Raw genomic sequence first — 11,889 nt, 5'->3', positions numbered from 1 at the left:
GGCTTGCTCGCGATTCAGGCGCCACGGTCTGCCTGACCAACCGTTGCATATTCATCGCGAGCAAGCCCGCTCCCACAGGATTGAGTTCAGATTGGAGAGTTATGTATGAGCATCGACACTGTCGCACTGGTTTCAATCGGCGCTCACCCCGCTTCCGGGCGGGCCCGGCGTGCCGAGCACGATGCCCGCGCTGTTGAGCTGGGCCTGCAATTGGCTGGGGATAACCTGCATGTGCTGCACGCCGGTAACCCCCACGAGCCTGCGCTGCGCGCTTATCTGGGCATGGGCCTAGATGAGTTGCATGTTCTTGAACAACCCGAGCATGCCGACGCGGTGCCGGTGCTGCGCGATTACTTGCGTGAGTCCGGGGTTCAGTTGGTGCTGACCGGCAGCCAGGCCGAAACCGGCGAAGGCTCGGGCATGCTCCCGTACCTGCTGGCCGAACAACTGGGCTGGCCGCTGCTGGTGGGCGTGGCGCAGATCGAATCTATCCACAACGGTGTGGCGACGGTGCTGCAAGCGCTGCCCCGTGGCCAGCGACGTCGGCTCAAGGTGCGCCTGCCGTTTATGGCCACTGTGGATAACGCCGCGCCTAAAGCCCGTCAGAGCGCCTATGGCCCGGCCACACGGGGGCAAATCGGCGCCCAGGAGGTCGAGGTGGTGGAGGACGAGTTATCCACACGGGGGCTTTTCCAGACCGCCAAGCCGCGCCCCAAGCGTTTGAAGGTGATCAAGGCCAAAAGCGGCGCTGACCGCATGAAAGCCGCTACAGCCAAGGCGGCCGGAGGTTCGGGGCAAGTGCTCAAAGGCGTGAGTGCCGAAGAGGGCGCGCAGGCGATTTTGAAGTTACTCATCGAAGAAGGCGTGGTCCGCTGAGTTGCCCACAAAGTCTGTTAGCGCTTATGTGGATAAGTTGTTTGTTATCGGCTAAGCGCTATACAGATCAAGGCTTTCAAGCTTCTGATCAAAAAACAGCCAATTACCATTGTTATCCACCGCGCAGCCGTTAAACCCTTGAACAATGGCGCCTTTAAAGGGTTTTCCACAGTCGGGCAGGGCGGTGCATAAGTTGCACACATTCTCTGTTGGCGGTTATGTGGATAACGTGTTCGCGGTTAGCTACAGCCCATATAAACCGTGGCTTACACAGATTTGATCAAAAAATAGCCAATCGTCTTTTTCGGGATAACTTACCCACTTCCCCACAATTGCTGTGGGTGTGGCTGTGGATAAGATGTTGGTGAAGGGCTGCGCGCCTTTGAAAGCGTGGCCTGGGGCGTGTTGATCAAAAAATGAGCTGTGCACAGTAACAACTGGTTATAAACCTCCCCGGCGCACGCGCCGTGGGCTGCGTTAAAAAGAGCGCCTTAAGCCTGTGGAGTAACGCGTATGCCTATTTTGTTTCGTCCAGCGTTGCAAACGGATGCGCGCGACATCGCGCGCCTGTTTCAAATTTCATCGGAGGGGGGCGCCGATTACATCTGGAGCCTCATCGCACAACCGGGCGAGGCGCTGCTGGACGTGGGCGAGCGTCGCTATGCCCGCGAGGGGGTGAATTTCTCGTATGAGAACTGCCTGATTGCCGAGGCCGAAGGCCGCGTGATTGGCATGATGCACAGCTACGTGATGCGCGAAGACCCGAACCCTGAGCCTGTGACCGACCCGGTGCTGGCGCCGTATGCCGACATGGAGGTCCCCGACACGCTATATATCTCCAGCCTGGCCTTGCATGAAGGGTGGCGCGGCCTGGGCCTGGGCCAGGAGTTTCTTAAAGTCGCGCACCAGCGTTGTGATGAGTTGGGGCTCAAGGGCTTGAGCCTGATCGACTACGCCGCCAACACCGGCGCTCGCCGGTTTTATGAGCGTCATGGGTTCACGATTGTTAAAACCTGCACCGTCGTCCCGCACCCGATGATCGGGGTGACGGGCGAGGCGTATTTGATGTTTTTGGAGCGTACGTCCCTGTAGGAGCGAGCTTGTCTCGCGAGCTTTTAAACCATCAAAAGATCGCGAGGCAAGCTCGCTCCTACAGGGTCTACATCACTGGGTGACGACGCCTTTGAGGTAGGCCGCTGGCGCTGCGCCCAGGTTGTTCAGCAGGCGGTCGCTGTACCAGTCGATAAAGTTGACCACACCAAACTCGTAGGTCTTGGAGTACGGCCCCGGCTGGTACGCCGTGGAGTTGATGCCGCGCTGGTTTTCTTCGGCCAGGCGACGGTCCTGGTTGTTGGTTTCGTCCCAGACTTTGCGCATGCGCTCCACGTCGTAGTCCACGCCTTCTACCGCATCTTTGTGCACCAGCCATTTGGTGGTGACGACGGTTTCTTGCGGGCCGATCGGCCACACGGTGAACACCAGAATGTGGTCGCCCATGCAGTGGTTCCAGGAGTGCGGCAGGTGCAGGATGCGCATCGAACCCAGGTTCGGGTTTTTGATCCGGCCCATGAGTTTTGCACAGCCTTGTTTGCCGTCCAGGGTCATCGACACGGTGCCTTTAAGCAGCGGCATGCGCACGATGCGGTTACGTAAGCCGAAGCTGGCGTGGGCATAGGGGATTTTCTCGGCGTCCCAGGCAGCGGCGGAGGCGGCCACGTGGTCCTTGAAGGCCTGGTCGGCGCGCGGATCGGTCACGTCGTCCCATTCCAGCAGGGTTTTCAGCAGCTCCGGGTGCGAGCCGCCGCAGTGGTAGCACTCGCGGTTGTTTTCAATCACCAGCTTCCAGTTGGCTTTTTCGACCAGGGTGGTCTGGATCGCCACCTTGGTGTTTTCCATGTCGTAGGGTTCCATATAGTGGTTCAGCGTGGCCAGGAACTCGTCAATCGCCGGCGGGTTCTCGGCCATGCTGATAAAGATGTAGCCGCCTGCGGTTTTCACGTTGACCGGCTTGAGGCCGTACTGCTTCATGTCGAAATCGGCGCCCATCTCGGTGCCAGCAAACAGCAGGCGCCCGTCCAGCTCGTAGGTCCATTGGTGGTAGTGGCAAACCAGCTTGGCGACTTTGCCTTTTTCGCTGGTACACAGCCGCGAGCCGCGATGGCGACACACGTTATGGAAGGCGTGCACCTGGCCTTCTGCGCCACGGATCACAATGATCGGGTTCTTGCCCACTTGCAGGGTCAGGAAGTTGCCCTTGGCCGGGATCTCGCAAGTCATGCCTGCAATCAGCCATTCCTTCTGAAAGATTTCTTGCATGTCGATGTCGAACAGGCGCTCGTCGTTGTAAAACGGCTGCGGCAGCGAAAACGTCCGCTCGCGATTTTGCAACATCTCGGCGGTGGCCTTGCGTGCAGGTTCTAGTGGATCGCCCAGGCTCAGGGTTGCGGTGACGTCCATCGTTGTAGTCCTCATGGCCATTCGACGTGGCCTAAAAGTGGCTGATCAGGGGTGCGACACAAGGCAAAGCATTAACTGTTGTCAGTGGCGCTGAGTGTGCGTTCGAAGTGCCTGATCGCCATATCTGCGGGCGACATGGCCCAATCTGTTCCCGACGCTGCAAGGGCTGTTTTCAGCGGCTGGTCGCGATAAGTATGTGAATGTCGCGAATAGGTAAATGGCCGCCCAAGGGCATGCGCAAAATCGCCAGCAAGAGGCCGACAGTCGGCCGTGGAGAAGCGTATGTCCAACAGCTTTCTGAATCCGGTTACCACTCAAACCTGGGCCAATGGCCGGCACATCGTGCGTTGCGTCAAAGTGATTCAGGAAACCTGGGATGTGCGCACGTTCTGCTTTATGGCGGATCAGCCGATTTTGTTCTTTTTCAAGCCGGGGCAGTTCGTGACCCTGGAACTGGAGATCGATGGCGATCCGGTGATGCGCTCGTACACCATCTCTAGCTCACCGTCGGTGCCGTACAGTTTTTCGGTGACGATCAAGCGCGTGCCGGGCGGGCGTGTGTCTAACTGGCTGCACGACACCCTGCAAGAAGGCCAGGAGCTGGCGGTGCATGGCCCGGTCGGGCTGTTTAACGCCATCGACGCGCCCAGCCCGAAGGTCCTGTACCTGAGCGGCGGCGTGGGCATCACCCCGGTGATGTCGATGGCGCGCTGGTTTTACGACACCAACGCCAATGTCGACATGGTGTTTATCCACAGCGCCCGTTCGCCCAAAGACATCATTTACCACCGCGAGCTGGAACACATGGCCTCGCGCATCGACAACTTCAGCCTGCACCTGATCTGCGAGAAACATGGTTTGGGTGAACCGTGGGCGGGGTATCGCGGTTACTTGAACCACAAAATGCTCGACCTGATGGCGCCCGACTTTATGGAGCGCGAAGTGTTTTGCTGCGGGCCTACGCCGTATATGAATGCGGTGAAACGCCTGCTGGAAAGCAACGGTTTTGACATGAGCCGTTACCACGAAGAGTCGTTTGGTGCGACGCCACCCGAAGTGCGGGCAGACGCCATCGAACAAGCCGAGCAAGCGGCCGATGCGCCGGAGCTGGACGTGGCTGACCTCAACCAGGTGGAATTCACCGCGTCGGGCAAGAGCATCCGCGTGGGCCCGGCCGAAACCGTGCACGCAGCGGCAGCCAAGCTTGGCCTGATGATCCCCAAAGCCTGCGGCATGGGCATTTGCGGCACCTGCAAAGTGCTCAAATTGGGCGGCGAAGTTGAAATGGAACACAACGGCGGCATCACCGACGATGACGTGGCAGAAGGCTACATCTTGTCGTGCTGCAGCGTGCCCAAGGGCGATGTGCGCATCGAATTCTGAAAGGGACTGTAGGAGCGAGCTTGTCTCGCGATCTTTTGATCGTTAAAAAAAACTCGCGAGGCAAGCTCGCTCCTACAGTGTATTCAGCCGTCTCGGGAACAAAGGTTGCAAACCGCAGTCTTTAGGGCGCGTAAAGGCAGGTCTTCGCTAGCTTAGCGGCTGACTTTTCTTTATCGTACGCGCCCTCTGAAAACTGCTTGAGAACACCACCATGATCGAGTCATCCCTTAGCAAACTGGAACAACTGGTCAGCGACCTGGTTCAGCAAAAACAAGAACTGCTGGACGCCAACACTCAGCTGAACGCTGAACTGGCACAGGCCAAAGATGAAAACGAAAGCCTGCAACTGTCGCTGATGGAAGCTGAAGAGAAGCAAGGCGCTACCGCTGCACGCATTCAAGCCCTGGTTGAGCGCGCGAGCGTGAGCCCTGTCAACGCATGAGCGCGGACAGAGACGGTGTAAATGTCGTCTCGATTCTGGGGAACGACTACACGATCAAGGCACCGGAAGGCGAGAAACAAACGCTGCTGGCCGCCACGGTCATGTTGAAAGCTGCCCTGGCCGAAACGAAAAGAAAGTACCCTAGCTTGATCGGGGACAAGTTGCTGGTGTTGGCCGCGTTGAATCTGTGCTCGCAACAGATTGAACTGCAACTGAGCCACAAACAGGAACTCGACCGTTATCAAGAGCAAGTCAGCGCCACGGTCGATGTGATTGAGCGAACCCTCGGGCAAGTCTGAGTCGGCGCGCATCACAGAGGCGGGCAAGGTAGGTAGCACCAGCACACGCTGCCTTGTCCGCTATTAACCTGACGCAGGCCTTGCTTATTTGGGTAGCCTGATCGACGTGAGCGGTTTCAAAAACGCTTCGAGTTGCTGCATTTCATCTTTAATAGTGTCGACGTTGTCGGATGATAACGGGCCGTCAAAGTTAACCTTGCCCATATAGTGCTCGATCCGACGGGTAACATTTGTCGCTTGCGCGTGGTAATCGTTTTTTAAAACGTTTAAGGTTTCTGCCTCATTCAGCGCCTCGGTGACGGTGGCGTGATTTTTTTGTAACCCGACCAGTACGGATTCACGGTCTCGGCACTTCTGGATCTCAAGCCTTAATACGTTTCGGGCTTCGATCATTTTTAGATAGTTCAAATGCTCGGAAATATAGCTCACGTACTTTTTTAACAGAATGAGTGCTTGTTTGAGGATTTCGACTTTTGACGCTGAAAAACTGACAGCGTTAATGGTTTCTTCGCTGGGGATCCAGTCCATTAGGTAATCGGCAATATTTTTATCGTCAATTAAATGAATGGCAGTGCTCAGGGTTTGCAAGTCAACGGTCAGCTGTTGTTGGCGTACCTTGTTATTTTCAAGCTCGGTGTTAATGTCCTCGGTCATCGAGTGCGGTACGCGCAAGTCCAGCTCAGACAATTTGATATCATCGAGGTCATTTTGTGTGGTCTCCATGGCCAGGAGCAATTGGGCGATGACACGGTGCGATTCTTTTTGGCTGGTCAGGTAATCGTATTCCAGTGCTGCGATCGATTGTTTTTTTTGTTCGTCGCCCAATGACGGGCTGTTTTCTATCTCCAGGATCATTGGCCGTAAGCGGATGTAATTTTTGTCGGTTAACCGTACGGCTATTTTTACTGTGTGAGTGAGCAGTGTCTCGTGGGCTGCATTAATTGCTTTATCCAGGCGCTGGACCTTTGAGTACAGGGCGCTGTTAAATGAAAGTTCCAGACGGCCTGCCAAGGCATTGATGTTTTTTTTATTGTTCTTGATAAGCGCAATATTGATTAAGGGGAAGTCAGTCACAGTAAACATCCTTGCTTAAGGGGTTGATTGATTGGCGGTGTATAAAACATCCAGCAATGCTTTAACGGTCAGGTTGACTTCTGTCCAGGGCGCGATGGTGCGATCGATATTGGCCTGAAAAGAAATTAATGCCTGACCGGTTTTAATCAGCTTGAAGTCAGTCGCTGAGGTTTCGATATGGGCAATGATGGTTGCCCATACTGTTTTTAGCTTTTCGGTGGCTTCTGCCGCGCCACCCATGACGGTCTGCAACGTACGTAGAGAATGGCTGTGGTCCCTAACCAGCTTTGGAATACCTTCGGTGGCGAGGATCTCGCTTTCGAGTTGGGTGATCTCCCGGTTCAGTTTCCCCACGTGGTGTATGACGTCTATCAGCTCAGGGCTTAACGAAGCAGGGCCATTAAAAAAGTTTATGAAGAGGCTAATTGGGTTGGCAGCGGACAGTCCGATTTTGCTAATTTCGAACACCAAGAGTTTGGTCTTTTCGTTATTTTTTTGTTTGTGTGTTTCCCGTGCGTCGTTCAAACGCAACATTAACCGATCGACGTGTTCGGCGTGGGACACTTTACTCAATGTATTGATGCTGCGTGCGACAAGAGGAATCAAGTGTTGCTCAAGTTTATTATTAAAAGAGGTGATCTCTTTGTGCAGATTGTCGGTCTCGCTGGATGCCTTTGCGATGCTTGTTTTAAGGTCGTCAAATGTACTGCCGAGTGTCTTATGGATTTTTTCGTCTACGGGGTCAAAGGTAATGGGCGGCAAATGTTCGATTGAGGTGCTCTCAAACTTTTCAATCTTTTCAACAATAGGCATTTGGGAAATGGTGTCAGACAGGCGGGTCATGAAGGTGGTCAGGTTATGTGAGAACACTTTCAGGCGCTCACCCGAGGTAAACAGCCCTGTCTCTATATCGGGCCAGAGCAGCGCGTGACGGTGAATGCTCTCATGAATGGTTAACAGCTCAAGAGTGCTAAATTCGGCTGTTTCAAGTTTGCCAAGTTGTTCATGTATGTCTGGCAGGGTTTTAGGCAGTTTTTTAGCGGTGCGAACATACTCTTTAATGAGCTTCATGTCTTCGGCTGTTAAGAATAATCGCGCCTCCGGACTGTTGAGTGCTTCGAAGAAGGGTGGGGGTTCATTAATGGCGGTTTTATTAATACGCTCGCGGTTTATAAATTCAATGCCGGGTGTCATTTGTTTCATGGTGTTAACCTTTTATCAGTCAGTTATGTGGTGACCCTCAAGCAGGGGGGTGCATGGCCTTAGTCAAACGCTATTTGAGTGTATTAGCCATAAGTGGAAGTCGTTTGTAGAGGTAAGAATACTGACTTGTTTTACTATTGTTCAGGCGTTGAAGATGTAGGTTTTGTGGGTGCAAGTTAGATTAATTGAAATAATTGACAGAAAAAAAAGGGAGCATAAGTAGCTCCCTTAGTGGTTTAAAACTGGACGTCGCGTGATGTTTAGTGAGCCGCCATCACTTCTCGAATATCCGCTGCCAATTCCCGTACCCGTGCTTCCTCGGTGTCCCACGAGCACATGAAGCGAGCGCCGCCTTTGCCAATGAAGGTGTAGAAGCGCCAGCCCTTGGCGGTCAAGGCGGCCACCGCGGGCTCCGACAGTTGCAAGAACACGCCGTTGGCCTGTACCGGGAACATCAGTTCCACGCCTGGAATGTCGCTGACCAGTTGGCTGAGCAGTTGCGCGCAATGGTTGGCGTGGCGTGAGTGTTTGAGCCAGGCCTGGTTTTCCAGCAAGCCCACCCACGGCGCTGACAAAAAGCGCATTTTCGAGGCCAGTTGCCCGGCCTGTTTGCAGCGGTAGTCAAAGTCCACCGCCAGGTCGTGGTTGAAGAACAAAATCGCTTCGCCCACCGCCATGCCGTTTTTCGTCCCGCCAAAGCACAGCACGTCTACCCCGGCTTTCCAGCTCAGGTCGGCCGGCGAGCAGCCCAAAAACGCACAGGCGTTGGAGAAACGCGCGCCGTCCATGTGCAGCAGCAGGCCCAGCTCTTTGCAGGTGGCGCTGATGGCGCGGATTTCTTCGGGTGTGTATACCGTGCCCACTTCAGTGGCCTGGGTGATGGTCACCACGCGCGGTTTTGGGTAGTGAATGTCTTTGCGCTTGAGGGCGATCTCGCGGATCGACTCGGGGGTGATCTTGCCGTTTTCCGTGCGGGCCAGCAGCAGCTTGGAACCGTTGGAAAAGAACTCCGGGGCGCCGCACTCGTCGGTTTCGACGTGGGCGGTTTCGGAGCAGATCACGCTGTGGAAGCTCTGGCACAACGACGACAACGCCAGCGAGTTGGCCGCCGTGCCGTTGAAGGCAAAGAACACTTCGCTGTCGGTTTCAAACAAGGTGCGGAAGTCGTTGGCCGCTCGCAGGGTCCACTCGTCATCGCCGTAAGAACGTTGATGGCCGTGGTTGGCTTTTTCCATGGCAGACCAGACTTCGGGGCAGATACCGGAGTAGTTGTCGCTGGCGAATTGTTGGCTCTTATCAGTCATTTCCCGGTTCCGTGGTCGAAGATTGAGGTGCACTTTATCCAAGAACGCAGCAGGTGCACAGACACGACCTATCTACCTGTAGCCGCTGCCGCAGGCTGCGATAAGGCCCGAAGGGGCTTCGCCTTTAAAACCGGGGCCGCTGCGCTGCCCATCGCAGCCTGCGGCAGCGGCTACAGGGATTTGGTTTTGCGTGATGTCGTAAACGCGCCATTGCGTGGCGCGCGCAGGCATTTGACCGCCCTGCACCGGCTCTACCATCTGGCTCAAAGGGCATAAGCCTCACCGAGACGAATGGCGCGCTGGCGCTGGGAGAACGCAATGTTCAGCAAACAGGATCAGATTCAGGGTTACGACGATGCCTTGATGGCGGCGATCAACGCTGAGGAGCAGCGTCAGGAAGATCACATCGAGCTGATTGCCTCCGAGAACTACACCAGCCAGCGGGTCATGCAAGCGCAGGGCAGCGGCCTGACCAACAAGTACGCCGAAGGCTACCCCGGCAAGCGCTATTACGGCGGTTGCGAGCATGTGGATAAAGTCGAGCAACTGGCCATCGACCGCGCCAAGCAACTGTTCGGCGCCGATTACGCCAACGTGCAGCCGCACTCGGGCAGCCAGGCTAACGCTGCGGTGTACCTGGCGTTGCTCAATGCCGGTGACACTGTGCTGGGCATGAGCCTGGCCCATGGCGGGCATTTGACCCACGGCGCCAGCGTGAGCTTTTCGGGCAAGTTGTACAACGCCGTGCAGTACGGCATCGACACGGCCACCGGGCTGATTGACTACGACGAAGTGGAACGTTTAGCGGTCGAACATCAGCCAAAGATGATCATTGCAGGGTTCTCGGCCTACTCCAAAACGCTAGATTTCGCACGCTTTCGCGAAATCGCTGACAAGGTCGGCGCGTACTTCTTTGTCGACATGGCCCACGTGGCCGGGCTGGTTGCGGCGGGCCTGTACCCGAACCCGCTGCCCTACGCCGACGTGGTGACCACCACCACCCACAAAACCCTGCGCGGGCCACGTGGCGGGCTGATTTTGGCCAAGAGCAACGAAGCGCTGGAAAAGAAATTCAACTCGGCGGTGTTCCCCGGCGGTCAGGGCGGCCCGTTGATGCATGTGATTGCCGCCAAGGCCGTGTGCTTTAAAGAAGCACTGGAGCCCGGCTTCAAAACGTATCAGAAGCAGGTGATCGACAACGCCCAGGCCATGGCCGAGGTGTTTATCAAACGCGGCTACGACGTGGTATCGGGCGGCACCGACAACCACCTGTTTTTGGTCAGCCTGATCCGTCAGGGCCTGACCGGCAAAGACGCCGACGCCGCCTTGGGCCGTGCGCACATCACCGTCAACAAAAACGCCGTGCCGAACGACCCGCAATCGCCATTCGTGACCTCGGGTCTGCGCATCGGCACCCCGGCGGTGACGTCGCGTGGCTTTAAGGTGGCGCAGTGCACGGAGTTGGCGGGCTGGATTTGCGACATCCTCGATCACCTCGGTGACCCCGATATCGAGGCCGATGTGGCGCGTCAAGTGACGTCGCTGTGCAAAGACTTCCCGGTTTATCGCTGAGCGCGTTTTTGGAGTAAGCCCTATGCAACGGTACTCAGGTTTCGGCCTTCTTAAGCACTCGTTCAGCCACCACGAAAACTGGCAAAAAATGTGGCGCACGCCGACCCCCAAAAAGGTCTATGACGTGGTCATCGTTGGCGGCGGCGGGCATGGTTTGGCCACCGCGTATTACCTGGCCAAAGAGCACGGCATCACCAACGTGGCCGTGGTCGAAAAAGGCTGGTTGGGCGGCGGCAACACGGCGCGCAACACCACCATCGTGCGTTCCAACTATTTGTGGGACGAGTCGGCGCACCTGTACGAACACGCCATGAAGTTGTGGGAAGGCTTGTCCCAGGACCTCAACTACAACGTCATGTTCTCGCAGCGCGGCGTTTACAACCTGTGCCACACCCTGCAAGACATGCGCGACTCGGAACGCCGGGTCAGCGCCAACCGCCTCAATGGCGTGGACGGCGAACTGCTTAACGGCAAGCAAGTGGCGGACGAGATTCCGTACCTCGATTGCTCAAAAAACACCCGTTACCCGATCATTGGCGCCACCGTGCAACGGCGCGGCGGCGTGGCCCGGCATGACGCCGTGGCCTGGGGCTTTGCCCGGGCCGCCGACGCCCTGGGCGTGGACTTGATCCAGCAGACCGAAGTGCTCGGCTTTCGCAAAGAGAACGGCGTGTGCATCGGTGTTGAAACCAGCAAGGGCTTTATCGGCGCCAAGCGCGTGGGCGTGGTCACGGCCGGTAACTCCGGGCACATGGCGCGCCAGGCCGGGTTCCGTTTGCCGATCGAATCGCACCCGCTGCAAGCGCTGGTGTCGGAGCCGATCAAGCCGATTATCGACAGCGTGATCATGTCCAACGCCGTACACGGCTACATCAGCCAGTCCGACAAGGGCGACCTGGTGATCGGCGCCGGTATCGACGGATGGGTCGGCTACGGCCAGCGCGGCTCGTACCCGGTGATCGAACACACCATTCAAGCGATTGTGGAGATGTTCCCGGTGCTGTCGCGCGTGCGCATGAACCGCCAATGGGGCGGCATCGTCGACACCACGCCGGACGCCTGCCCGATCATTTCGAAAACCCCGGTCCCGAATCTGTTCTTCAACTGCGGCTGGGGCACGGGTGGTTTCAAAGCCACGCCGGGCTCGGGCAACGTGTTTGCCGCCAGTTTGGCCAAAGGCGAAATGCACCCGCTGGCGGCGCCGTTTTCCATTGACCGTTTCTATAACGGCGCCCTGATCGACGAACACGGCGCTGCCGCTGTCGCCCACTAACAGGAG

General features: G+C 56.6%; 11 protein-coding genes. 7 read left to right on the top strand and 4 right to left on the bottom strand.

All coding sequences use genetic code 11. The features are described 5' to 3' along the window. The first annotated feature begins 105 nt into the window (after positions 1 to 105). Positions 106 to 876 (top strand): electron transfer flavoprotein subunit beta, encoded by a 771-nt coding sequence (locus QMX84_RS17485; protein ID WP_123750858.1) that lies wholly within the window; start codon positions 106 to 108, stop codon positions 874 to 876. 513 nt (positions 877 to 1,389) lie between these two features. Further along, positions 1,390 to 1,968 carry a GNAT family N-acetyltransferase gene (locus QMX84_RS17480; protein ID WP_282364392.1) on the top strand — a complete coding sequence of 193 codons (579 nt, stop codon included), beginning with the start codon at positions 1,390 to 1,392 and terminating at the stop codon, positions 1,966 to 1,968. A gap of 72 nt (positions 1,969 to 2,040) precedes the next feature. Here the strand turns inward: QMX84_RS17480 and gbcA are convergent, their stop codons facing one another. After that, positions 2,041 to 3,333, bottom strand: coding sequence for a glycine-betaine demethylase subunit GbcA (gene gbcA / locus QMX84_RS17475; protein WP_282364391.1), 1,293 nt, complete (start codon positions 3,331 to 3,333; stop codon positions 2,041 to 2,043). A gap of 282 nt (positions 3,334 to 3,615) precedes the next feature. On the opposite strand from gbcA, the gene gbcB reads away from it, so the two are divergent. From gbcB to QMX84_RS17460, 3 genes are all read left to right on the top strand, one after another. After that, a complete protein-coding gene (gene gbcB, locus QMX84_RS17470) occupies positions 3,616 to 4,716 on the top strand; it encodes a glycine-betaine demethylase subunit GbcB (protein WP_048372343.1) in 1,101 nt (366 codons plus the stop codon). Between the two features lie 211 nt (positions 4,717 to 4,927). Next, complete coding sequence (locus QMX84_RS17465) at positions 4,928 to 5,158, top strand: hypothetical protein (protein WP_048372341.1); 231 nt, start codon at positions 4,928 to 4,930, stop codon at positions 5,156 to 5,158. Then, positions 5,155 to 5,457 carry a cell division protein ZapA gene (locus tag QMX84_RS17460; protein ID WP_048372339.1) on the top strand — a complete coding sequence of 101 codons (303 nt, stop codon included), beginning with the start codon at positions 5,155 to 5,157 and terminating at the stop codon, positions 5,455 to 5,457. Before QMX84_RS17465 ends, QMX84_RS17460 begins: the two co-directional genes overlap by 4 nt. Before the next feature lie 84 nt (positions 5,458 to 5,541). On the opposite strand, the gene QMX84_RS17455 is transcribed toward QMX84_RS17460, so the two are convergent. From QMX84_RS17455 to QMX84_RS17445, 3 genes are all read right to left on the bottom strand, one after another. Continuing rightward, entirely contained in the window at positions 5,542 to 6,531 is a 990-nt protein-coding gene (locus tag QMX84_RS17455; RefSeq protein ID WP_262123560.1) for an alpha-xenorhabdolysin family binary toxin subunit B, read from the bottom strand. Between the two features lie 15 nt (positions 6,532 to 6,546). After that, positions 6,547 to 7,734 (bottom strand): alpha-xenorhabdolysin family binary toxin subunit A, encoded by a 1,188-nt coding sequence (locus tag QMX84_RS17450; RefSeq protein WP_282364390.1) that lies wholly within the window; start codon positions 7,732 to 7,734, stop codon positions 6,547 to 6,549. A gap of 260 nt (positions 7,735 to 7,994) precedes the next feature. Beyond that, positions 7,995 to 9,038 (bottom strand): low specificity L-threonine aldolase, encoded by a 1,044-nt coding sequence (locus QMX84_RS17445; protein WP_262123558.1) that lies wholly within the window; start codon positions 9,036 to 9,038, stop codon positions 7,995 to 7,997. Positions 9,039 to 9,356: 318 nt separating this feature from the next. On the opposite strand from QMX84_RS17445, the gene glyA reads away from it, so the two are divergent. Then, on the top strand, positions 9,357 to 10,610 hold the full coding sequence (glyA, locus tag QMX84_RS17440; RefSeq protein ID WP_262123556.1) for a serine hydroxymethyltransferase: 1,254 nt from the start codon (positions 9,357 to 9,359) through the stop codon (positions 10,608 to 10,610). A 22-nt stretch (positions 10,611 to 10,632) separates the two neighbouring features. Continuing rightward, complete coding sequence (locus QMX84_RS17435) at positions 10,633 to 11,883, top strand: sarcosine oxidase subunit beta family protein (protein WP_048372329.1); 1,251 nt, start codon at positions 10,633 to 10,635, stop codon at positions 11,881 to 11,883. Positions 11,884 to 11,889: the final 6 nt, after the last annotated feature.

The sequence above is a fragment of the Pseudomonas sp. PS01297 genome (assembly GCF_029959305.1).
GTDB lineage: Bacteria > Pseudomonadota > Gammaproteobacteria > Pseudomonadales > Pseudomonadaceae > Aquipseudomonas > Aquipseudomonas helleri.
The sequence above is the reverse complement of the archived record's forward strand: the minus strand, read 5'-3'. Positions and strand labels throughout refer to the sequence as shown.